Here is a 23,905-nt window from a genome sequence, read left to right on the forward strand (position 1 = left end):
TCCTTGAAGGGCGCGGCGCTTGAGGACTACCGCAGGGGCATCCAGGCCGTTCTTCAGAACCCTTACGCTTCCTTGAACGGGCGGATGAGGATCTGGCGCATCGTGGGCGAACCGCTCATCGTACGGGGAGAGCGGCTGAGCGCGGTCAAGAAAAAGGTAGATGAACTCCTGGATCTTGTCATGCTCCCTGCCTGTGGGGACCGTTTCCCGCACGAGATGAGCGCCGGACAGAGGCAGCAGGTGGCCATAGCGCGGGCACTTTCCATCAATCCGAAATTCATTGTGCTCGACGAGCCCACATCGCTCCTCGACGTCTCAGCCCAGGCCTCGATCCTCAACATGATCGTGGCACTCCAGAAGAAATTTTTTCTCACCTACCTGTTTATTTCCCACAACCTTGCGGTGGTCCGCTTTGTGAGCAATCGGGTAGGCGTCATGTACTGCGGGAAGCTCGTAGAACTGGCCGACAGCGAGGCACTTTATTCCAACCCCCTGCATCCGTACACCAACGCCCTGCTTTCATCCATCCCTGATCCAGATCCCGAGTCGGACAAGAAGGAGATGGTTCTCGAAGGGGATGTGGTAAGCCCAATCGACCCGCCGCCAGGCTGTCGATTCTATCTTCGCTGCAGTGAACGCATGGACCTGTGCAGGGAAGCTGAACCTACTCTGCTCCAAGCGGGACAGCGCCACCTCGTGGCGTGTCACCTGCGCAAAGCTAGCCCTTAGACCTGTACCGCAAAGGGAGGAACAAGGCTATGGAAGAGATGACGGTGAAAACGAAACTGGAGAGATACGAGAAAGAACCGCCGCTTGCGGTCTTTCATTGGAACGACAGCGAAACTGAGGCACGGGGCTGGGTGGTCATCAACTCATTGAGAGGAAACTCCTGCGGCGGGGGCACGAGGATGCGCAAGGGCTGTACCGAGCAGGAAGTCCTGGCACTCGCCAAAACCATGGAGATCAAGTTTACGGTCAGCGGTCCTCCCATAGGAGGAGCCAAGTCCGGCATCGATTTCGATCCCGCAGACCCTCGCAAGCGAGGCGTTCTCGAACGCTGGTATCGATGCATCAAACCGTTGTTGAAAGAGTACTATGGAACCGGCGGCGACATGAATGTGGACTCAAACACTGAAGTCATACCTGCAACCCGCGCCTGCGGCATCCTCGACCCTCAAGAAGGGGCGATCAGAGGGCACTACCATCCGGACGACGACCAGATGAAGGTTAAGATCGAGCAGATGGGTCGCGGGGTTCGCCTTCCTGTCACCGATGCGACTTTAGCTCCCCCCGGGAACCGGGTCTTTGAGACGGCCGACCTGGTCACAGGCTGGGGTGTTGCTGAGTCGGTGCGCCATTTCTATGATATATACGGCGGCACCATCAAAGGGAAGAGGGCCATAATCCAGGGCTTCGGAAACGTTGCCGCCCCGGCAGCATACTATCTTGCGCAAAGCGGCGCCCGCATCGTCGGAATAATTGACAAAGTCGGCGGCATCATTGAGCCTCAGGGCATCTCACTCGATGAGGTAGTACACCTTATGACGGCACGAACAGGTAACTTCCTTATCTCACCAGGTCTTATGAGCTATGATGAGGCAAACCAAAAGATCTGGTCCACCGGCGCCGAAATCTTCATACCCGCGGCCGCATCCCGGCTCGTAACCCAGGGCCAGGTGGACGAACTTCTGGCGCACGGTCTCGAGGTCATCTCAGCCGGAGCGAATGTGCCCTTCGCCGACCAGGCTATCTTCTACGGGTCCATCGCTCAATTTGCAGACGCTCGCGCGGCCGTCATCCCCGACTTCATCGCAAACTGCGGCATGGCAAGGACCTTCTGCTACCTCCAGGGAGACAATGTGGTGATGTCGGACCGGGCGATCTTCGATGACGTGAGCAAAACCGTGAGAATCGCCCTCGAGAAGACCTGCAAACGTAACCCCTCAAGGGTACGCCTGACCGAGACTGCGCTGGCAGTAGCTCTTGATAGAATGTGAAGACACACAGGGATTGATACATGCAGTATACACGCATACGTGGGATTTCGTCCGGCAGAAAAGCCTGACACAGGAGGAATTGGCATGGCCAGAAAGGCTGAACCTTATCGTATCAAGATGGTTGAACCCATTCGTCTGATTTCGAAAGAGCAGAGGATTGAGGCTTTAGAGATTGCGGGGTACAACCCTTTTGCCCTCAAGTCTGAAGATGTCTACATCGACCTTTTGACGGACAGCGGCACCGGCGCTATGAGCGACCGTCAGTGGTCGGCTCTGATGCTCGCCGACGAGGCTTACGCGGGGAGCAGATCATTCTACAAAGTCAAGGACGCGGTAAAAGACATTTTCAGCTACAACTATGTAATCCCCACCCACCAGGGACGCGGCGCCGAACAGGTGCTCTTTCCGGCCCTGATCAAGAAAAAGGGCCAGTATGTACTTGGCAACATGCATTTTGACACGACCATGGCCTGGATCGAGCTTTCCGGGGGGGTACCCGTGAATTTGGTGATTGAGGATGCCTTCAACACAGAAAAGGAACATCCTTTCAAGGGCAACTTCGACCTTAATCGTCTGGAGAGCTTTATCGTGGAAAAAGGCGCCGAGAATATCGCCTTTATTATACCCACCATCACGTGCAATTCAGCCGGGGGTCAGCCGGTCTCCATGGAGAATATACGGGGAGTCAAGAAGATCGCAGACAAATATGGGATAAGGATCAGCTTTGACTCTGCACGCTTTGCTGAAAACGCGTACTTCATCAAGAAGCGTGAGCCGGCCTTCTCAAACAAAAGCATCAAGGAGATCGTCCGTGAGATGCATGAGATGGGCGATTGTCTGACCATGAGCGCCAAGAAGGATGCTATCGTGAATATGGGAGGCCTGATCGCCATCAGGGAGGACGCGGAACTGCTCGCTGTGGCGAGCGCCACCTGCGTACCCAGGGAAGGCTTTATCACGTATGGGGGTCTCTCCGGACGCGATATGGAATGCCTGGCCGTGGGGCTTGAGGAGGGGCTTGACAACGATTACCTGGAAAGCAGGATCGGACAGGTCGAATATCTCGGGGAGGAGCTGCGCAAGCGGGGCATCCCCATTCAATGGCCGGTAGGGGGGCATGCGGTCTTTGTCGATGCCGGCAGAATGCTCCCTCACATTCCCGCAGAGCGTTTCCCCGCCCAGGCGCTCTGCAATGAGCTCTATATCGAAGCAGGGGTCCGGGCCACGGAGATAGGTTCGCTCATGCTCGGCCGTGACCCCGCTACGGGTGAGCAGAAGAAATCGGGCATGGAGCTTATGCGGCTCACCATTCCCCGCCGGGTCTATACGGACCTGCACATGGATGTGGTGATAGGCGCCCTGGAGAAAATCATGGAGCGCCGTTCCCAGATCGCCGGGCTCGATTTTGTGTACGAGCCTAAAGTGCTGCGCCATTTTCTTTGTCGGCTAAAGCCTCTTAATCGCTGATTAAGAGACCGTGGCCCCCTGACCCGCTTTTCGTACAGAATAAGAATCGTGCCGGAATGGCCGCGTGAGCCTCATCTCGACGACCCTTAAACGGCTGACTTCAAGCCCGCTTTGATCGTTTACGCTTGAGTAAAAACAAAAACCGTTTTATTATTGTCGGGGAAAAGGTTATCTGGCCGGATGAGCACGAACATCACATTGATTGTACTGCTTGCTGTCGTAGTAATTCTACTTATCGTCTATCGACGCGCCCGAAAGCAGAAGGTTAAGGCCCCGTCGGTTAAGACGGGAGCCGCAACTACGAGGCCGGCGCCCCCGCAGGGCGCGCAGAGAAGGGCTGAGCAAGCGTCAGTCAAGCCCGATCCTCCAAAGACGGGCGATGTTACATCCGATGGCAACCCGCAGACCACTGAAATCACCTACTCTCCCGTTCCGGAGGGGGTTTTACCCAAGCCTCTCAGTGAAATTGATAGCGGCGTAATGAGGGAGGTACAGGGAAAGATCTCGGGCGTGCAGCCCATACCCTCCAACTCGATGAAGCTTTTGGATCTCTTAAATAATCCCTTTTCAAGTTGGAATGAGATAGTGAAGGTCGTTTCCACAAACCCCATGTTCTCTGCGAGGGCCCTTCAGGCTGTCAATTCAGTATATTTTAACCTTCCGGACAAGGTAACTTCTATAGGAAGGGCCATAACTTTGCTGGGGTATAACAGCTTACGATCGCTCGTTATGGGCGATCTCCTCGAAGGATTGAAAGCGAGGGACAAGAACGACACGGCCGACGCATACGTTAATGCCTATACCCATTCGGCCGTTGTCTCTGCCTGTTCGGGATATCTTGGCAGGACCGTTTTTCAGAGTTCCGAGTATGACCTTGCTACCATAGGTCTTTTTCACGACATCGGGAAATATTTCATTGCCGAGCTTGATCCTTCCTCCGGAGCCCTGCCCAAGCCGCCGCTATACTGGCTGAAGACCATGCGGCCCAGACCTCCCCTCGTGATTCAAGAACAGATAGAGTTCGGCATAGACCATTCCATGCTGGGAAGCTTACTCGCCGAGAAATGGCAGTTGTCGGAGGAGATAAGGTATGGCATCGAGTATCACCACTATCCGTCGTTTGTCCCCCCCGAAAACATACCTGACGCCTATGTAACCAAGAGTTTTGTGGTTTGTCTGTCTGATCTTATCTGTAAAGCCCTTGGTTACTGTATGAACGATGCCGAGATACTGCCCATACGGCCGGAGTATTACGATAAATTTGGTCTGGACCACGACCCTACCAGGCTTATCACTCCCGGCCTCACGAAAGAGATCGCGAATGCATATTTCGCGGTCAGGAACTACATCGACACCACGTAGGGCGCTCGCAAGATTTCCTGAAAGGGACTTGAACTTTTCGTTGCATCCGATATGGACAGAGAGGAAAAGGTATGGCCACAACAAGAAAAGCCAGGCAGACTATACAGCATGGGGAGACCCAAAGCGTAGCACTGAAGATAAACGGTAACGATTACCAGTTTGCTGTAGGTTGCGGGTCGCTTGAGGTAGATCCCGCAGAGACGTTGTCATCTACCTTGAGAGACCGATTGGGCCTCACCGGTACCAAGGTTTCCTGCGATGAAGGGGCCTGCGGATGCTGCACGGTCCTGATTAACGGGAAGGCGGTTAATTCATGTATGACACTCACGGCTGAGTGCGGGGGCAAGGAGATAACGACCATTGAGGGCTTAAGCGATGCTCAAACCGGCTCACTCGATCCTTTGCAGCAATCGTTTATCGAACAGACTGCATTCCAGTGTGGGTTTTGCACACCCGGCATAATCATGAGCGCAAGGGCACTCCTCAACGAAAACCCCTCCCCTACGGACGAGCAGATTCAGGAGGGCCTGTCCGGAAACTTCTGTCGCTGCATCAGTCACTACCAGGTCATAGAGGCGGTTAAGGCCGCTTTCGGGAAAGGGAGATAGGGTATGGCTGAGCAGTACCGGTTTATCGGCAAACCCATACCCCGACAGGATGCTCGGCAAATTGTGACAGGCAAAGCCCGGTTTCTCGATGACATCACGCTCCCTGACATGCTCTATGGGGCGGTACTCCGAAGTCCACACGCCCACGCCTCGATCGTAAGCATAGACAAGACAAAGGCGTGTGCCCTGCCTGGGGTCAAGGCCGTGCTTTCATGGCAGGACATACCTGACTGGAAAGGTGGACAGGGCAATACCACCCGCGTTCTCGACCACAAGGTTCGATTTGTCGGTGATGCCGTGGCACTCGTTGCCGCTCAAACCAAAAAGATAGCAGAGGACGCGCTCCGTCTCATAGACGTGGAGTATGAGGTTATACCCGCAATCTTCGATCCTGAAGAGGCGGTAAAGCCCGGGGCGCCTCAACTCTACGAGACATGTCCGGGCAACATCATGCCCCCTGGTGTCCCCGCTTGGGGCGGACCGAAAAGCCTGCAGGGAATCATGATGGGAGATGTGGATCACGGGTTCGCGGAGGCGGACGTGGTCGCCGAAGGCACGTTCGTTTACGACAATATAGCCAATCCAACGCCGCCCGAGTCTCCCGGGGCCATCGCCCTGTGGGAGGAGCCAAACCTGCTGACGGTCTGGGTATCGGACCAGTCCTTTTACAAGCATGTGTTCTATCTCAAGAGGATTGTTGGAAAGGACGTTGAGGTCAGGACCTTTGGCGGGCCCTGCGGGGGAAGTTATGGTTCGAAATCCATGTCATGGCAGGTCCAGTTGTATGCGGCGCTCTTGAGCAGGGCTACTGAGAGACCCGTAAAGGTTATTTTCAGCAAAGAAGAGCACCTTGCCGCTTTTGTGCTTCGGCCCGCTTCACGCATGTGTGCAAGAGTTGGCATGAAGAAAGATGGCACGGTCACGGCTGTCTCGGGTGAGTGGATGCTCGATACGGGTTATTACTCTCAGACGACTCAGGCACAGGTTGCGGTCGGTTGTGGTGAGGCACAGCTCGCCGTTAGGTGTGCGAACTGGAACCTCAAGACTTCCATCGTATGCACCAACAGAAGCGCATCAGGTATTGTCCGTGGATTCGGGGGGCAGGAGCTCAAATGCACGCTCATCCCTGTCTTAAGCCTGGCAATGGCAAAGGTTAATCTGGATCCTGTGGAATTCTTCAAGAAAAACTATGTGAAGCCGGGCGACGGGTATTTCTGGCGCGATGGGCTATGGTATACGTACAGGGGCATCGATTATGCGGAGGCCATGGAAGAGGGCGCTCGCCGGTTCAAATGGAAAGAAAAATGGAAGGGCTGGCTCAAGCCGACCTTAGCCAATGGCGCGAAGAGAAGGGGTATCGGGGTGGGCATTCACGGCAATGCCGATATCGGTGAAGATGCTTCAGAGGCATATGTCCGTCTTGATGCAGACGGGAGCGCAAAGATTTTTACGTGCCTTGCAGAGCACGGAACAGGCCAAAAAACCAACATCACCCGGATGGCGGCGGAGGTGCTTCGATTGCCGCTCGCGCGCATCTTCCAGATTCCATCAGATTCTCTGATCAGTCCGCACGAGCGTGGGCCCGGTGGAAGCCGCATGACCTATGCAGCCGGTTCTGCCGTGATAAAAGCAGCCGAGGACGCAATACGAAAGCTTCTGGACATGGCTCAACCCCTGCTTGGCGCGCCATCGCATGAGTTAGAGACTGAAGATGGCATGATTTTTTGCAAGGACAAACCCGAAAGAAAGGTACCCTGGGAGGCGGTGCTCGGTGCAAGCCACACCTGCATGGGCTATGGACGGTTCGAGCAGGACTTCACTCTTGCCAATTGCATGATCTCCTTTGTAGAGGTTGAAGTTGACGTGCAGAGCGGCAGGGCATCTCTCGTGCAAGTTCTCAACGCCACGAATGTGGGGCAGATCATCGACCCGCCCGGTCTCAGAGGACAGATGAACGGGTGTCTCGGGTCCGGAGGCATCGACAGCGCTCTTTTTGAGGAGACTGTCCTTGACCGCCGCACAGGGCACATGCTTAATTCAAACATGATCGACTACAAATGGCGGACTTTTACGGATTTGCCCCCCATCGAGAATGTTGTGCTCGAGACGCCTATTGAAAGCCATCGGTTCCATGCGGTAGGCGTGGGTGAGGTAGCGACCGCCCCCGGGCCCGTAGCAGTCTTTATGGCGGTTTCCAACGCCATCGGGACGTGGCTGCATGAATATCCTGCTACGCCTGAGAGGGTGCTATCGGCGCTGAAGGCAGCGCCGGCCAATGTGGCAGAGAACAAGGGGGACGGCTTTTGAGATCTTTCACTCACATCAGTGCGCATTCTGTGCATGAGGTCTGTTCGATTCTTGCGGCACGTAAGGGCAGGGCCCGGATCAATGCGGGCGGGACCGATCTTCTTTCCGCCCTAAAGAAGGAGATTCTTAGGGAATACCCGGAAGTGCTCATCAATGTCAAAACCATCCCGGGCCTCGATTACGCTGAGGAACGCGGCAATCTCCTCAAGATCGGCGCGCTCGCCAGGCTCGCCGATCTCGCGACATCACCGCTAATCATTGACAGGTTCAGTGTAATTGCTGAAGCAGCACATTCTGTGGCAACGCCGCAGACGCGCAACGTGGCCACGGTCGGTGGAAACCTCTGTCAGGATGTACGCTGCTGGTACTATCGTTACCCACGGATTATCGGAGGACCCGTCATGTGTGCCCGCAAGGGCAAAGGGCCATGCCATGCGATTCAAGGCGATAACAGATATCATGCCCTGTTCGGGGGCAAAAAATGTTTTGCCGTATGCCCCTCCGATATGGCTACCGCCTTAGCCGCGTTAAACGGCGAACTTTCGGCGGTAAACGCGTCAGGTAACATAAGGAAGATACCCATAACCGAATTCTTCCATCCCCTTGGAAACGACCTTGCGCACGATGAAATGGTGACCGAGATAGAGATACCCGCTCTTGAGCAAACAACGACGCAGAAGTTCCTCAAATTTTCTTTGAGAAACCCCATAGATTTTGCCGTGGTAAGCGTTGCAGTGGTTTTGAGCGTGAAAAAGAAGAAATGCGCGGACGTCCGCATCGCTCTGGGCGCCCTATCCCCGGGGCCGCTACGCGCGGAAGAGGCCGAGGGCGCGCTAATCGGAGAACCCTTAACCGAACAAATGGCTGCCAAAGCGGCGGACATCGCCCTATCCCGGGTAAAACCTCTCAGTATGAATGCCTACAAGATAGACATTGCCAGGACACTGATTAAGGACGCTATCTTGGCCTGTTCTCGAGAGGCTTGTCGGTAACTCACATCCGGGTCGGACTCTGTGCGAGGGCGTGGCGCTCGCCGGGACGCGCCGAGATATCATATAACCTCCCAATGTAATTGATCCCTTTGGTTAAGTGGCTCGGCTCACGCCCTGATCGTATCGGCGGCTTTTTCGCTCATAACATATCGTAATCGTTATATTTGATACAAATCACACTTTCTGTGGCACAGATTGGCATTTATTCCATGTTTTGGGACACTTTTTGTGCCAATATCCTGGCTTGTCGGCGTATAATCTGTTGTAATTATTATAGTTGACACAAATCACACTTTTCTGTTTTGCATTTTCGTTCGCGATTATATATTTAAGAAACCCAAAACATATTGATTGACAATATCGTGTCTCGGTCTACAATAATATACAGGGAGGCACCGCTTCCCCATCAACCTATTGCTGGAAACAGCAAAAAGGAGGCTGCGCAATGAGTAAGTTGATAGCTTACTTAACGATGGGTAGGCGTTCGCAAGGTTCTGCACCCTTGAGGAAACAAGTGGAGGGGTAAGTGGATTAGTCACCCGCACCCCGAAGCACTTTCTCGACAGGCCATAACCGAGTGGCATCTCGAAAGAGGTGTTACGTAAGCGGCGAGTTGACTACTCGTTGGCTGCGTAGCGCCTCCCTGTATATTTTGTGGTTTTACAGAATCAAAATTCCTAATAGCAAGGGGGGCTTTATGGTGTGTAATTGGCCATTGGGTAATGGAGAAACCTTGGGGTTTACTGTGTATGATCCTAACGCCAACTGGAACCGGGTCGCTGGTCTGTATGTTTTTGCCTATAGAACAGACCCAACCCATTGGAAGGCCATGTACGTTGGGCAGAGCAACGATTTTAGTTCTCGTCTTCCTGCTCATGACCGATGGGATGAGGCAGCCCGACGTGGGGCAACACACATTCATGCTCTGGTAGTTCCGCTGGCGGCCAACCGGGACAATTGGGAGGAGATGCTAATTCAACATCTTCAACCGCCGATGAACGCTCAACTTCGTTAGCTGGTTGCATATAAGATCGTCTCCTTTAATATCATTGTAGCACATATGTTCTAATTGTCAAGCACAAACTGTATAATATGACAGTACGGCCGCGCTATCTATAACATACGATAGTTTAGTTAGCGTTTTAAGATTGACAAAGTAGAACATATGTTCTATAATGGGGTTATGGTTAGCGTGAGTTGTTTGACGCTGAAGCTAAAAGTTCCCGAAAATCTCTATTGTACGAAAGGAGGTTTTTTGGGTGGTTCCCCTCTTTTTAGTACGCCTTGCTGTTCAAGCCCTCGGATCAGATTTTCAAGAGAGTTGTATAAACCGATAAAAGCGTCTGGAGGCATCACCATGCGGCAAACTGGGTACCTTCTCCCAGTGGGTTTTTTAGGTGTTTGTGGCATATCCATTCTGGTAACACACAGTTCAATGCGAGCAGATTGGCCATCAAATGTAACCAAACCAACGGAGTCAGCAAATGTCTCAGAAACATCCGGTAAGTCAATGTAACGGACAGCGTCGTCGGGGAGCCTCATGGTTTTCCTCCTATGACAGTTATTTGATCGTTGTCTATAAAGACAACATTTATAGATCAGATAAAGGAAGATGGAAGGCCATTAAGTAATTACAGTTCTTTCGCGGCCCACTCTCGATTGCGATTTACTATGATTTTATCATTAACGGGTAAAAGATCAATCGTTTTTTGTCCCCGGATAAAGACAAACACAACATTTATAATAAAGTAATCTCCTAACTACCCGATTTCATTACAGTCAAATAGTTTCATTGTGCCCCCAACACGGCGATACGCTTTATGGCCGACACAGCCAATAGCCCCAATTGGAACAAAGCTCAAACAGTTTTCCTTGAGAATGGGAACAAGCCGCTGAAACTATCTGAGCTTGAAACTGAATTCCGCAAACGCAATTGGCCGATCAGCGAGAAGAACGCCAGGGAGGTGCTTAGGGCTACCCTAAACAGCAAGCCGTCAATATTTGTATACAACAGGGAAGATTGTACATATAGGATAAAAATAGATCGTCCCGAAACGAGAGGCGGTGTTCATGAAATAAGATCATAAAAAAAGAGGCTTTGTTCTGGTAAACAAAGTCTCTTTCAAACCCTATTCCCACTTGCGTCAACAAGTGGTTAATCTATGCCCCACATTCATTAGGGCGCGTTTACGTCTATTACTAGTATAGCGTGCTTCCTAACTGATGTCAAGGGCAAAAGGAGGTACGCTATGAAACAGCGTCAACCAACCCGTAAGAAACATACGGGCAGACGGTTTGTCGTAAGGCCCACAAAGCCTGTCATGGTACGGAAGCGCCTGTAAGGCATTAGCACAAACCAACGGGGAGAGCTTCGGCTCTCCCTTTATTTTTTACCTTTTTTCTTTCTCGGTTCAGGTGCTGTAGCCAAAAGTCCCTTAAGCACGGAATCGAAATCAGCTTTTAAGATTTCTTCTTCCTGTACTTCCTTTTCGCTCCCGTCCTCGGTCTTTGTTTTCTTTTCTTCAGTCAAATAATCAGTCCTTGTACGTTAACCTTCTTCCTTCAATTCCCTTAAGAGCCGCAACCGTCCGTGTCGCATCATTCTCATGTCTGTAATTATATCTCATATCGAACTCCGCAAGGTACCTGTGAAGGTGGTTGCTATCTACATGATGATACACCCCTATTATACCACGTTTCAGAAGGCTGAAGTATCCTTCAACCGTATTCGTATGAACATCGCCGCGAGCGTATTCTTTTGCGCTGTGACAGACAGTCTCATGAGAAGCGAACTCACAACCCAATCCATTGTAAGAGCCGAATTCATCAGTCATGATCTTAGCGGATTTGTCAACGTTCTCCCTTATGATCTGTTTAAGGTTCACGCTGTCTACGCGCTTAACTGGCATAGACCTGACTTTACCATTTCTCTCCACAAGGGCAAAGACGGGGGTTTTGTTGTCTGTACCGCGCCCAGTCCCCCCGCCGCGAACCTTACCCCCGACATAGGTTTCATCGGCTTCAATGATCCCCTCAAGAAGCCTTGTAGGTCTTTGTCGCATAGCGAAACGGATACGGTGAGCCATAAACCACGCTGACTTATAGGTGACACCCAATGTTCTGTGCAACTGATGAGAGGACATACCCTTCTTGGAGGAACATAGTAGATAGGTAGCCAACAACCACTTGTGTAAGGGTATGTGGCTACGCTCAAAGACCGTACCCACAGTCACGGAGAACTGTTTTCGGCACTCTTGGCATTTCCACAGTCCTTTCCGGTGAGCATCACCTTGTAGACGATAGTGTGCCTCCCTACTACCGCAATGAGGACACACAACAACATCAGGCCAACGAAGTTTTTCAAGATATTCGCGCGCTTTTTCTTCGTCCGTAAAGTATGGAGCAGAAAACCCTATCTTTTCCATGTCATATCCTCCATACAGTAATGATAGCACATGGTCTTGGGTTTGTCAAGTATATAATTGCGTTTTCGTTTGCCTGGTGATTTACCGCGATCTGTACGACAGATCCGCGGGGGCTCGCTAGCAATTTGCGGCGGTCATGCACGTGAGCACGCGAGTCGATTTCCGTACCGGCTTCTTCACCGCTCTGCCTACCAATTGGGATCGCGCCACTCGCCATTACCCTGTTCTATACCGGGCTCAGTCCGATCCGTGCAGAAGCTTTTTTCTATTATGGATCTTCCTCCTTCAGAGAGAGATACGGCTATCGCCACCGCTCGCGTATAATCCCAGACCTTAAGGCCTGTACCTACCCGGTCGGAACGCACACAGATCTAAATAATGGGGGTTCATTTCTAGGTGTATGATCTCGTAATCACAGGAAGTGATACAAATCACACTTTCATGTTTATTGTTCTCGTGTATCCCCGCGGTTTGAGCGCAAACATTTACCCCCATATTCAATAAAGATTATGGGGTAACATTATGTAATTATGTATATTAGCGGCACTGGAACCTCTGATTAACCGCCGAATCGGTTCTGCGAGTGACCGTCTCATGATAGTATAAGTCTCCGTAATCATAAAATATGATACAAATCACACTTTGGTGTTTCATATTTATTCTCTATGCTTCAGAGTGCCGGTGGTTCGCCAGGGGTGCGTGAGGGCCGTCGGGTCGCACGAATGTCGGGAGCCGGTAGATGAAGGGCCACCGATATCAGCATGCCTTGACTCCAAACTATCGGAACTTGCATCCCTCACCCCATCCCTGTTCTCATGATCTTACGGCGGAGCCCGAGCTCCCATGACAAGGGGCGCAAATGTCGGTTGCGCTTCTTACTGCCACCGTGTTGCGCGGCTCGCTCCGACGAGCGTCTGTACCTGGGATTTATTTTATATTATTCTTTGATTTTTGGGATTGATACAAATCACAGAGCCTTTAGCAAGCGTGATTGCAGAAACCCACGGGGGAGACGTCTATCGCTCCCGCGTAACGTACTGTAATCATAAAAGTTGATACAAATCACACATTGACTGCGTGGAATTGCGTTTTAGGACCCGATAGCGAGGTTTTGGGGCCGGATAACCCGTTGGAATGACGGCGTATCATTGTTTGGCAAGGACTTCTCGTCTAATCGCTTTTTTTGTTATGGTGAAGGCAAGTTTACGTGGTCTTAAGCGCCCTCGCCTTCTTGAGTTTGAGCCCTGCCTGTCAGGTCTCTTTATTCCCGCTGCGGTCCGCCGGAATCTCCCTACTTGTTATACTAGGCATTAGACGACTCTACCAGGGGTCAATGCTTTGAGGCTTTCGCTACGGTTCCTCACCCCCCGCGATGGCTCTCAAGTTTGTATTTGCGTTGCAAATCATCCGCGGCTCTCGCTGGTGACCGCATGTGTGGGCAAAATTCGGCGCCGAGATAGCTCGACCCTGTGTTTCAGGCAGGAACCTCTCTTTTGTCTACGCACGCCCATTCTGAGGTTTCCGGCTCTCTATTCAAGTCATGGCTTTGCCGAAACTGTTTGACATGCGGACAAGTTGCTGCTATAAAATACGCTACGGGGCTGTAGCTCAGCTGGGAGAGTACTTGACTGGCAGTCAAGGGGTCGAGGGTTCAATCCCCTTCAGCTCCACCAATTATTCCAATTAGCCAGGCCGTCTCTCCGACGGCCTCTTTTTTACCCGACCTGCCAACGCCCTCCTTACCGTGCACCCCGTTCACTTTTCGTAATGCCCTTATAGAGTTATCCAGCTCAGCGCAGATAGCGTAAGGCATCACGAAAGCCCGGCGCGTCCCATGTAAGGGGGGGGGTATCGAAAACTGTCCCTTTTTCTTGTTGACGAACTCGCGAGACGTGCTATAATTGAAATTACTCTCCTCCGCGCTCGCTGGTTGCCGGAGGGGTGTCGTACTCGGCCACCGGAACTGCCGTCAACAGACAGGTCTTCCGGTGGCTTTTCTTTTAAAAGTCGGCTAGTTAGCTCCCTTTTTCTGCTTACCGTCCCCGCCGTTATCAATCCCTCATGCTTTTTCCGCGTCTGCCTCGAAGCGTCTCGTGCGAACAGTACTTCTTGGTTAGCAATGTGGTAATGCGTGGAGCGTTCGTTCTTCCGGGTAACCATGAAAGAGACTCGCTCCATCTGGATACCGACGAAGACGAGTCGATTGTTCAATACACAGCGCCGCAGTAACGGAATTTGTCATATCACCTGATAGAACTCCAGGTGCACCTTGTCATCAACACCCTTCATCAGCGATCCGACAAAGATAGAATTGTTGATCCATGCGTACTTGTCATCGGCGACCAGGAATCTCGGGCTTGTTCTCGCGTAATATGCGCCCGGATCCACTGGCGCCTGATTTGCTTGTGAGAGATTGGGTGTGTAGATGAAGCCTTCGTTTGTGACTGATATGAGGACCTCGTCGTCCGTCTTCAGTGTGTATCTGGCCCAGGCTTTTCTAATTCCATCAGACCGTTGCAAATTCCAATCGGCCCCGCCATTTATTACGCTTCCTCTGATTCTCGGCCCCTCAAATGTTCCGCCGACGATTGGAATAATGCGTAACAACCCTTCTGGGGTGCGTCCTACTTCTATGGGGGTAGCAACATCCACAATGACCTTCATAAAATACTCTAATTGCAAAGACATGATTTAGCCCTCCCTTACCTATTCCGGCTGGATTTTCTATGATTCAGACTCCCTCGTGAGCGTCATGCCGCCTGGTTTTGGATACAGGGATCGACCGGCGATACCTTCACGATCTCTGGATTTATCGCCAGCAATTTTTACGCCCAATCCAAAATCTATCATGCAATGGCCAGAGAAACAATCCCGGTTCGCCACAACGCCATCCGCCTCTTCTCACTCACCGCACTTACCTCGCTTGATCGTGCCTTCAGAGTCAGCCTTTCTACAGAAGGAGCCACACTCCCTTTTCCCTGTTAATCCATTTGGCGAACCCTTTTGTATTTAGTTCCCTTTGATCATGGGCGCTCTGTTTTCTTCAGGTTTGCGATCAACCTCTTTTTCTTTCGAGAGGTTGGCACACAACTGTCATATACGACAGACAAATACCCGTTGGCTGGATAGGTGGATTCCACAACTGACGTATATGACAGATCTATGATTCAGATAGCCCACTACCGCCTTAAGGCCTGGTTACACAAGGGGAACCAGTCATCTTGGGCGTCCCGTCGGTCAAGCGAATGTACACTTCTTTATCGTTGATGAGATCCACGCGAACCATATAATGTTGCCTCCCCGTGACGCATGAAGGTAGAGCGAAAGGCTCTCGTTGCCATGAGCGGGTACGTGATTACTGCAGCAGGGGTTTTGGAAAGTGTGATTTGTATCACCTTTTATGATTATAGTAAGTTACAATGACAGAAATGCCCCGACATCGTGACATTCGGATGGGGACAAGCGACGAAGGTGTTCGTGCATAAAAAGCTTAATCACTATGGTTTCCGCGTGTTACATACAAGTTTTTGCAGAAATGCCGGACTAACGACAAGGCAAATTGAGTCACAGGCCAACGAAAGTGTGATTTGCGTCAGGTTTAAATATTACAATATGTTATGTTGGTGCATTGCGGTGTGATTCACCTGCAATGAAAGGTGGGCGTTCTCAAACGCGGGCAGCAGGGTTAAGGTCTGGAGGAGTCATCGCGTGGCACTCTATCTGGTCCCTCTTCCCAAGGACAGATGCTCGTTTCGACCGGGTAGGGCGTCCGGCTGATAAATGGCGGGCAGCCAATGGGGGTTGATGCCCTTAAATAAATCAGCTTCGAGCGGCGGAGCCACGTGTTCCGGCTCCGTCAGCCATCTTAGGAGGGTCACAAGCTTCCCGTTGAAAGACTATTGATCTATTGGTGAAATATGGTACCATAAGCTTTGCCGGATTGAATAAATCAGAAGGGGGTATGTGGGCATGCGACTCTATCTTGTGCAACATGCAGAGGCAAAAAAGGAAGAGGAAGATCCAGAGAGGGGTCTTACCGCCCGGGGACTCACCGACATACGCAAGGTAGCTGAATACGCGGCAAGGCTTCCTGTTGCCGTGAATGCCATATACCACAGCGGAAAGAAACGGGCCGCACAGACCGCTCAGATGCTCGCCGATTTCATACGGCCCAAGGTGCCTCTCTTCGCTGTGGAGGGGCTCTCGCCTCAGGATGATCCAGGGACCTGGTTTAGCCGCCTGAAGGCGAGCAACGAAGACATGATAATCGTCGGCCACCTTCCCCATCTCGCCAAACTCGCGGGGCTTCTGCTTGAGGGTGACAGCGAGAGAAACTGCATCGCTTTCAAAATGGGCGGCATGGTCTGTCTGAAAAGGGGCGACAATGACAGATGGACGGTTGAATGGGTCCTTGTGCCGGAGGTGGTTCGCGGATGACGGTCTGGTCGGTCATCTTTTTCATCCTGGGATGTGCGGCCGGTGCGGCCGTGGTCTGGTTTTTTGCGGCGTCGCGCCATCACCGGAGGACGTCCGAGCTTGAAAGTCGCCTGGCCTCCGGCGACGCAATCATCGGTGAGTTAAGAGAGCGCAGTTGCTCGCAGGACCAGGAAACCGAGAGGCTGAGAAACGAACTAAGCCTTGAGACGCAGGCCAGGGTAGAGGCGCTCACCAGGCTTGAAGCCTCCGAACAACACCTCAAAGAGGAAATGGAACGCATCGAAAAGGTGAGGGGCGAATTGAGCGATACCTTCAAGGCCCTATCTCTTGATGCACTCACCAAGAATACGGAAGAATTCAAGAAATACGCCGACGAATTCATCAAGCTCGCCGAAGAAAAGATGAAATCGCAGACCGCTGAGAACAAAAAAGAACTGGAAGGCAAAAAGGAGCTCATCGACAGGAATATCGAAACCATCGGCAAATCCCTCACTGAGGTCCAAAGAAGGGTAGAAGAGGTTGGCAAGGTGAGCGGCGAGAAGATCACCGAAGTCGCGACGCTCATCAAGAAACATGAAGAGGTGACTTCCAAACTCAAAGAGACCACCGAGCACCTGGGCCACGCGCTTGCAAGCTCGAAAAAGAGAGGGGAATGGGGCGAAAGAATGGCGGAAGACATTATCCGCCTCATCGGCATGGTAGAAGGCGTGAACTACATCAAACAGAAGACCCTGGAGCACTCCTCAGGAAGGCCCGATTATACCTTTCTTCTGCCCAATAGCTTAAAGATTAATATGGATGTGAAATTTCCGCTTGACAACTATGTCCACTATCTTGACGCCGAATCGGACCACGACAAGAAGCGTTTTCGCGACGAGCTCCTGAAGAACACAAAACTCATGATCAAACAGGTCACGAGCCGCGAATACATAAACCCTGCCGATAACACGGTCGATTACGTGCTCATATTCATACCAAACGAACAGGTCTACGGGTTCATCAATGAGGCAGATCCCACCATCATGGATGAGGCGCTGCGTCAGAAGGTCATTCTCTGCTCACCCTTTACCCTCTATGCAGTCCTCGCCGTGATCAGACAGTCCATTGAGAACTTCAACCTGGAACGTACGGCCTCGGAGATCCTTACGCTCCTTATGGATTTCTCCAAACAATGGACCGCCTTCAAGGACAAATTCAGGATCATGGGTGAGAGGCTCGACGCCGCGAAGAAGGAGTACGATGCGCTCCTCACGACCCGGAGCAACGTGCTTGAGCGACCCTTGCGCAAAATCGACGAGCTGGGGAAACAGAAGGCCATCTCGCTCACCGGGGATATAGTCCTCGGCGAAACATCATCTCCCGAATAGCACCGACAAGAGATCCTAATGAAAAGGGGAAACGGTGATCACCGCTTCCCCTTCTTTAATACTATTTTCCAGGCGTTCTACTTCTTTTTGGCCTGAGCCTTTTTAGCCGGTTTGTCTTTTATGGCCGCCCGCGCAGCCGCCAGTTTCGCAATGGTTACCCGATAAGGCGAGCAGCTCACATAATTGAGCCCGACCTTGTGGCAAAACTCAACGGAATTGGGCTCGCCACCATGTTCCCCGCAGATGCCGCACTTCAAATTCTTCCGTGTGCCTCTGCCAAGGTCAACACCCATCTTCATGAGCTTGCCTACCCCGCCCTCATCAATCCTCTGGAAGGGATCGAATGTGTAAATCTCCTTTTCCACATAAGGAACCAGGAATTTGCCTGCGTCGTCACGACTCATGCCCAGGGTTGTCTGTGTCAGATCGTTGGTGCCGAAGGAGAAAAACTCTGCTTCTGTGGCTATTTCATCCGCGGTAATGGCCGCTCTCGGTATCTCGATCATGGTGCCCACCATGTATTCGATCTTGGTTTTGTTGATTTTAAACACCTCTTCCGCCACCTTCACCACAACTTCTTTCTGGAGCGTGAGCTCTTTCACGTTGCCCACGAGCGGTATCATCACTTCCGGTTTCACGTTGATGCCTTTCTTCTTCACCTCACAGGCGGCCTCGAAAATCGCCCTGGCCTGCATCTCTGTGATTTCCGGAAAAACAATGCCGAGCCGGCAGCCCCGGTGTCCCAGCATGGGGTTTGCTTCGTGGAGACTATCTATCTTTAGCTGCACTTTTTCGGCAGAAATGCCCATCTTCTGCGCCAGGTCCTGCACTTCCCTGTCGGTATGGGGAAGGAATTCATGGAGCGGCGGGTCGAGTGTCCTGATTGTAACAGGGAGCCCCTTCATAACTGTAAACAGACCCACGAAGTCTTTCCGCTGCATGGGAAGCAGCTTTTTCAAGGCCTCTACCCTGCCCGCCCGGTCTTCTGCGAGAATCATCTCGCGGACCGCATCAATCCGGTCGCCCTCGAAGAACATATGTTCGGTGCGGCACAGGCCGATACCTTCAGCGCCGAATGCCACGGCAACCGCAGCCTGATCCGGCTGGTCGGCGTTCGTCCTGATGCCGAGTTTCCTTGCCTCGTCAGCCCACTTCATAAGCAGAGCAAAATCCTGATAAATCTTCGACTGTGCCGGCTTCAGGGTCTTTTCCAGGAGCACACGGAGGATTTCGGACGGTATTGTCTTGATCTGTCCGGCAAATACCTCTCCGGTTGTCCCATCGATAGAGACAAATTCACCTTCCCTGATGGCTTTATCCTTGACGCGGATGACCTTTTTTGCATAATCGATATCGAGTGAGCCGCAGCCGGCAACGCAGACCTTACCCATCTGACGGGCAACGAGCGCAGCGTGGCTCGTCATGCCCCCTCGAGAAGTGAGAATGCCCTGGGCCGCGTTCATACCCCGGATATCCTCCGGTGAGGTGTCGATCCTGACGAGGATCACCTGTTCCTTCCTTGCCGCCCAGGCTTCCGCGTCTTCGGCGCTGAAAACAACCTTACCTGCCGCGGCGCCGGGCCCCGCATTCAACCCTTTGGCCACCATGTCGCCGGCCTTCAATGCCCTCTCTTTTTCTTTGGGGTCAAAAATGGGGCGCAAAAGCTGATTGAGCTGATCGGGCTCCACACGCATAAGCGCCTCTTCTTTGGTAATGAGCTTTTCCTTTACCATGTCCACAGCGATCTTGAAGGCTGCAAAAGCCGTTCTCTTGCCGGTCCTCGTCTGGAGCATCCAGAGTTTTTTGTTCTGAATCGTAAATTCCACGTCCTGCATGTCGCGGTAGCTCTTCTCCAGAATGTTCCTGATCTTGATTACTTCCTTATATATCCCGGGCCAGAGTTCTTCCAGAGACTTAACCGAGGCATCCGTTTTCTGTTTCTTGTTAATGGGGAGGGGCGTCCTGATACCGGCGACTACGTCCTCGCCCTGGGCGTTCACGAGATACTCACCATAGAATTCATTTTCACCGCTCGCAGGGTTACGTGTAAATGCCACGCCCGTGCCGCTTGTCTCACCCATGTTGCCGAAAACCATGCACTGAACATTGACAGCCGTTCCCCAATCGCCTGGGATATTGTTGAGCTCACGGTAGGCGATGGCCCGATCCGTGTTCCACGAGTTAAAAACCGCGCCGATAGCCCCCCAGAGTTGTTCGAAGGGGTCTTCGGGAAAACTTATTTTCAATCTGTCTTTGATGGCCTTCTTGAAGCTCTCCACCAGGTCCTTAAGATCTGCTACGGTCAGTTCCGTATCAAACTTTATGCCTCTCGCCTTCTTCTTCGCATCGATGATCACCTCGAAGGGGTCGTGCTCTTCCTTGCTTTGCGGCTTAAGTCCCAAAACCACATCGCCGTACATCTGGACAAAGCGGCGATAGCAGTCATAAGCGAACCGCTCATTGCCGGAAAGACGCACGAGACCTGCTACGGTCTTTTCATTGAGTCCGAGATTAAGTACCGTGTCCATCATACCGGGCATGCTGACCCGCGCGCCCGAACGCACAGAGAACAGAAGCGGATTCTGGGAATCGCCGAATTTCGAGCCCATGATCTTCTCCGTCTTCTTGAGGTTCTCCAGGACCTGCTCTTTGAGACCCTGAGGGAGCTTCATGCCGCCTTTGTAAAAGAGCGTGCATACCTCAGTCGTAATGGTAAACCCGGGCGGTACGGGGATACCCCGGTTGACCATATCGGCGAGCCCGGCGCCCTTGCCGCCAAGCAGGTTCTTAAGACCCATATTACCCTCTGCCTTGTTGCCCCCGAAAAAATAGACATACTTCGCTTTTCCCATAACAATCCTCCTCATTCGACGCGGATTTTTGAAAAATCGGCAAACGTCAGAAACATATTCTTTATCTTTGCAAGTGCAGCAAGCCTGTTGTTCCTTACGGTCTCGTCCTTGTCCATGACAAAAACCTTATCGAAATAGTTGTCGATGCTCTCTTTAAAACCGACGAGCACTGACAGGGCCTTGGCATACGCGCGCTCTTCAATGAGCTTGATGAAGACCTCGCGGCTCGCTTCGTACAAATTGAACAGGTCCCTCTCTTCATTAAGAGCAAAGATTCGAGTATCCACAGCGGGGTCCGTCTCAATCTGCTTGGTGATATTGTACACACGTCTGAAACCAACCATGAGCCTGTCGAAATCTTCTTTGGACTTTTGCGTTTCGAGGGCGATCAGACGCTCATACCCGTCGTAGATGTCACGTGAGACAAGGTCGAGCACACTCTCCACGTAATCCTGGTCGTGGTTCTCTTCGAGCATCAAGAACTTGAAGCGTGTGACGATAAAATCGAGGATCGCTGCCCTGGTCTCTTCGAAGGGGAGCCTCTTTGGGATCTTCGATCCGCTGTCATACGCAGCTTTCAGCAGGCCCTCAAGGGAAATATGTAGTTTCTTATTAAGCACAATCCGCACGATCCCTAAAGACTGTCTGCGAAGGGCGTAGGGGTCAAGGTTACCTGTGGGCGCAATGTTAACCGAGAAGAAAGACATGATGGAATCGGCCTTGTCGGCGATGCTTAAAATCGCCCCGGCCCACGTTGCAGGCAGCTTGCCGTCTCCGCTTGCAGGCAGATAGTGTTCTTCGATAGCTTCTGCCACGTCTCTGTCTTCGCCTTCTGCAAGCGCGTAGATCCTTCCCATGGTACCCTGTAGCTCAGGGAATTCTCCGACCATATGCGTCGCCAGGTCGGCCTTCATGATTCGTGCTGCGTCAGCGACTTTGGCCCTAAGACCTTGATCGATCATTAAGGCAAGATAATCGCCGATTGCGATCACGCGATCGGTCTTGTCCTTCAGGGTGCCGAGCTTCACGTGAAAAACAATGGAGCTCAACCGCTCGGAGCGGTCGATGAGCCTTAACTTCTTGTCTTCCTCATAGAAGAACCGTGCATCGGCCAGGCGCGCCTTGAGCACCTTCTCGTTGCCATGCACCACGTTCTTGTCCTCTTTGGGGATCGTATTGGCGAAAAATATAAAGCACGGTTTGAGACCGTCTTTATCGTCTTCCACGGGGATATAGCGCTGATGACTCTTCATCACGTTCACCAGAACTTCTTTCGGGAGATTCAGGTAGGCCTCTTCGAAGGTGCCAAGAAGCGGGTAGGGATACTCTGTGATATAGATGATCTCCTGGATCAATTCCTCGTCGCCCACTGCATGGCCCTTGACCTCGTCTTCAATGCGCTTGACACCGGCCTTAACCGTGGTAAGCCGCTCGGCCTCGTCGATGATGACGTAGTGCTTCCGGAGCGTATCCATATATACCGAGGCGTCGCTCACAACCACGCTTCCTGTGGACAGAAACCGGTGGCAGCGTGTGGTGTTGCCGCTTGTCACATCGGCAACCGAAAATTCCACGGGTTCGTCACCTAAAAGACAGAGAACCCATTGAATGGGCCTCGCGTATTCGAAAGTTTCGGCACCCCAGCGCATCTTTTTCTGAAAGGGAACCCGGGCAATAACATCCGGGAGAATCGCCGCGAGAATCGTTTTCGTGTCTTCGCCCTTCTCGAATTTTTCTACAGTGACAAATTCGACGCCATCCTTTACGCCCTTTTTTACGGCATCAGGCTCAACGCCCTGTGATTTTGCAAATCCGAGCGCAGCCTTGGTGGGCTTGCCTGATTCGTCGTAAGCCCGGTTCCAGGGGGGGCCGTACTTGATGATCGTGGTTTCTTCCTGTTTTTCCGCCACATCGTGCACCATGGCGGCCATGCGCCGTGGTGTGGCCTTGACCGTAATCTCGCCATGCACAATGCGCGATCGGACAAGTGCCTCTTCGAGAAGTTTCTTGAACCCTTCTTTTGCGGGCGCGAGAAACCGCGCGGGGATCTCTTCTGTGCCAATCTCAAGCAATAACGTTCTCAAGCGGGACTCCATTGTTAAGAGCTAAGCATCTTACTTTTTCAGAAGCGGAAAACCAAGTTCCTCTCTTTTTTGCACGTAGAGCTCGGCGCACATCTTTGCGAGATTACGCACTCTGCCGATATAATTTGCCCGCTCTGTGACGCTGATGGCGCCCCGTGCATCGAGAAGGTTAAAGACATGGGAACATTTGAGACAGAAGTCATAGGAGGGATAGATGAGTCCCCTTCCCCTTACCAGTTTCTCCCCTTCGCGCTCAAAGGTATCGAAGAGGCTCCGAAGCATGGCCGGATCAGATTCCTCAAAATTGTACGTGGAGAACTCCCGCTCCGGATCGAGGAATACGTCCCCGTAGAGAACATCCTTGTTCCATCTGATGCGATAGACGCTATCCACGTCCTGCAGATACATGGCGATGCGTTCAATGCCGTAGGTGATCTCCACGGTGATGGGCGAAAGGTTGACGCCGCCTGCCTGCTGAAAGTAAGTGAACTGCGTGATTTCCATGCCGTCGAGCCACACTTCCCATCCTAAGCCCCAGGCGCCAAGCGTGGGCGATTCCCAGTCATCTTCCACAAAACGGATATCATGATATGATGTGTCAACGCCGAAGCTTTTCAAGCTTTCAATATAGATGTCCTGAATCTCTTTGGGCGACGGTTTCATCACAACCTGGAACTGATAGTAGTGCTGGAGTCGGTTCGGATTTTCACCGTAGCGCCCGTCGGCTGGCCTTCGTGAGGGCTGCACGTATGCAGCGTTCCAGGGCTCGGGACCAAGGCATCGCAAAAACGTGGCGGGATGAAACGTGCCTGCCCCGACTTCCACGTCGTAGGGCTGTTGCACGATACAGCCTTTGTCCGCCCAGAACTTCTGTAATGCCAATATCAAGTCTTGAAAATACATCATGAAAAACCCCTTTTTCTATACCACAAAAGAGACGTATTACGCCAATGATTTCGACGTACGGCTGTGCGGCTTTCATGGCCGATAATCATATTCGTCCGCTT

The 23,905-nt window shown here is 52.1% G+C and carries 16 protein-coding genes and 1 tRNA gene; 11 read left to right on the forward strand and 6 right to left on the reverse strand.

Features of this window, described 5'->3' with window-relative positions; genetic code table 11:
• The 8 genes from VMT62_05835 to VMT62_05870 form a co-directional block, all read left to right on the forward strand.
• A partial coding sequence (locus VMT62_05835; GenBank protein ID HVN95929.1) for an ABC transporter ATP-binding protein occupies nt 1–729 on the forward strand: 729 nt, incomplete at its 5' end.
• 29 nt (nt 730–758) lie between these two features.
• The gene (locus VMT62_05840) at nt 759–1,997 is read left to right on the forward strand and encodes a Glu/Leu/Phe/Val dehydrogenase dimerization domain-containing protein (GenBank protein HVN95930.1); all 1,239 of its coding nucleotides are present in this window, start codon (nt 759–761) and stop codon (nt 1,995–1,997) included.
• 84 nt (nt 1,998–2,081) lie between these two features.
• A complete protein-coding gene (locus tag VMT62_05845; GenBank protein ID HVN95931.1) occupies nt 2,082–3,464 on the forward strand; it encodes a tryptophanase in 1,383 nt (460 codons plus the stop codon).
• Between the two features lie 180 nt (nt 3,465–3,644).
• Complete coding sequence (locus VMT62_05850; GenBank protein ID HVN95932.1) at nt 3,645–4,826, forward strand: HDOD domain-containing protein; 1,182 nt, start codon at nt 3,645–3,647, stop codon at nt 4,824–4,826.
• A gap of 71 nt (nt 4,827–4,897) precedes the next feature.
• Entirely contained in the window at nt 4,898–5,434 is a 537-nt protein-coding gene (locus VMT62_05855) for a (2Fe-2S)-binding protein (protein ID HVN95933.1), read from the forward strand.
• Nucleotides 5,435–5,437: 3 nt separating this feature from the next.
• Nucleotides 5,438–7,741 (forward strand): xanthine dehydrogenase family protein molybdopterin-binding subunit, encoded by a 2,304-nt coding sequence (locus VMT62_05860; protein HVN95934.1) that lies wholly within the window; start codon nt 5,438–5,440, stop codon nt 7,739–7,741.
• A complete protein-coding gene (locus tag VMT62_05865; protein ID HVN95935.1) occupies nt 7,738–8,733 on the forward strand; it encodes an FAD binding domain-containing protein in 996 nt (331 codons plus the stop codon). The genes VMT62_05860 and VMT62_05865 overlap by 4 nt, the downstream gene beginning before the upstream one ends.
• 1,820 nt (nt 8,734–10,553) lie before the next feature.
• On the forward strand, nt 10,554–10,820 hold the full coding sequence (locus VMT62_05870; GenBank protein HVN95936.1) for a hypothetical protein: 267 nt from the start codon (nt 10,554–10,556) through the stop codon (nt 10,818–10,820).
• Between the two features lie 296 nt (nt 10,821–11,116).
• On the opposite strand, the gene VMT62_05875 is transcribed toward VMT62_05870, so the two are convergent.
• Together VMT62_05875 and VMT62_05880 are read right to left on the reverse strand one after the other, a co-directional pair.
• Nucleotides 11,117–11,263, reverse strand: a complete 147-nt coding sequence (locus tag VMT62_05875; GenBank protein ID HVN95937.1) for a hypothetical protein — start codon at nt 11,261–11,263, stop codon at nt 11,117–11,119.
• 4 nt (nt 11,264–11,267) lie between these two features.
• A complete protein-coding gene (locus VMT62_05880) occupies nt 11,268–12,158 on the reverse strand; it encodes an IS1595 family transposase (GenBank protein ID HVN95938.1) in 891 nt (296 codons plus the stop codon).
• A 1,597-nt stretch (nt 12,159–13,755) separates the two neighbouring features.
• Here VMT62_05880 and VMT62_05885 point away from each other — a divergent pair.
• A tRNA-Ala gene (locus VMT62_05885) sits at nt 13,756–13,831 on the forward strand.
• Nucleotides 13,832–14,396: 565 nt separating this feature from the next.
• On the opposite strand, the gene VMT62_05890 is transcribed toward VMT62_05885, so the two are convergent.
• Nucleotides 14,397–14,846 (reverse strand): DUF3237 domain-containing protein, encoded by a 450-nt coding sequence (locus tag VMT62_05890; protein HVN95939.1) that lies wholly within the window; start codon nt 14,844–14,846, stop codon nt 14,397–14,399.
• 1,281 nt (nt 14,847–16,127) lie between these two features.
• On the opposite strand from VMT62_05890, the gene sixA reads away from it, so the two are divergent.
• Nucleotides 16,128–16,595, forward strand: a complete 468-nt coding sequence (gene sixA, locus VMT62_05895; protein HVN95940.1) for a phosphohistidine phosphatase SixA — start codon at nt 16,128–16,130, stop codon at nt 16,593–16,595.
• Nucleotides 16,592–17,962 carry a DNA recombination protein RmuC gene (gene rmuC, locus VMT62_05900; GenBank protein HVN95941.1) on the forward strand — a complete coding sequence of 457 codons (1,371 nt, stop codon included), beginning with the start codon at nt 16,592–16,594 and terminating at the stop codon, nt 17,960–17,962. Before sixA ends, rmuC begins: the two co-directional genes overlap by 4 nt.
• 77 nt (nt 17,963–18,039) lie before the next feature.
• Here the strand turns inward: rmuC and ppdK are convergent, their stop codons facing one another.
• Genes ppdK through VMT62_05915 form a run of 3 tightly spaced genes read right to left on the reverse strand, consistent with a single transcriptional unit; the run spans nt 18,040 to nt 23,804 of the window.
• The gene (gene ppdK, locus VMT62_05905) at nt 18,040–20,814 is read right to left on the reverse strand and encodes a pyruvate, phosphate dikinase (protein HVN95942.1); all 2,775 of its coding nucleotides are present in this window, start codon (nt 20,812–20,814) and stop codon (nt 18,040–18,042) included.
• Between the two features lie 11 nt (nt 20,815–20,825).
• Nucleotides 20,826–22,898: a glycine--tRNA ligase subunit beta gene (gene glyS / locus VMT62_05910; protein HVN95943.1), complete on the reverse strand. Its 2,073-nt coding sequence runs from the start codon at nt 22,896–22,898 to the stop codon at nt 20,826–20,828.
• A 30-nt stretch (nt 22,899–22,928) separates the two neighbouring features.
• On the reverse strand, nt 22,929–23,804 hold the full coding sequence (locus tag VMT62_05915; GenBank protein HVN95944.1) for a glycine--tRNA ligase subunit alpha: 876 nt from the start codon (nt 23,802–23,804) through the stop codon (nt 22,929–22,931).
• Nucleotides 23,805–23,905 lie beyond the last annotated feature (101 nt).

It is taken from the genome of Syntrophorhabdaceae bacterium (assembly GCA_035541755.1).
Taxonomy (GTDB): domain Bacteria; phylum Desulfobacterota; class Syntrophorhabdia; order Syntrophorhabdales; family Syntrophorhabdaceae; genus PNOF01.

Coding starts and splice junctions, on each gene's coding strand:
- VMT62_05840 (HVN95930.1), top strand. CDS start 759: ATGGAAGAGATGACGGTGAAAACGAAACTGGAGAGATACGAGAAAGAA.
- VMT62_05845 (HVN95931.1), top strand. CDS start 2,082: ATGGCCAGAAAGGCTGAACCTTATCGTATCAAGATGGTTGAACCCATT.
- VMT62_05850 (HVN95932.1), top strand. CDS start 3,645: ATGAGCACGAACATCACATTGATTGTACTGCTTGCTGTCGTAGTAATT.
- VMT62_05855 (HVN95933.1), top strand. CDS start 4,898: ATGGCCACAACAAGAAAAGCCAGGCAGACTATACAGCATGGGGAGACC.
- VMT62_05860 (HVN95934.1), top strand. CDS start 5,438: ATGGCTGAGCAGTACCGGTTTATCGGCAAACCCATACCCCGACAGGAT.
- VMT62_05870 (HVN95936.1), top strand. CDS start 10,554: ATGGCCGACACAGCCAATAGCCCCAATTGGAACAAAGCTCAAACAGTT.
- VMT62_05880 (HVN95938.1), bottom strand. CDS start 12,158: ATGGAAAAGATAGGGTTTTCTGCTCCATACTTTACGGACGAAGAAAAA.
- VMT62_05890 (HVN95939.1), bottom strand. CDS start 14,846: ATGTCTTTGCAATTAGAGTATTTTATGAAGGTCATTGTGGATGTTGCT.
- sixA (HVN95940.1), top strand. CDS start 16,128: ATGCGACTCTATCTTGTGCAACATGCAGAGGCAAAAAAGGAAGAGGAA.
- rmuC (HVN95941.1), top strand. CDS start 16,592: ATGACGGTCTGGTCGGTCATCTTTTTCATCCTGGGATGTGCGGCCGGT.
- ppdK (HVN95942.1), bottom strand. CDS start 20,814: ATGGGAAAAGCGAAGTATGTCTATTTTTTCGGGGGCAACAAGGCAGAG.
- VMT62_05915 (HVN95944.1), bottom strand. CDS start 23,804: ATGATGTATTTTCAAGACTTGATATTGGCATTACAGAAGTTCTGGGCG.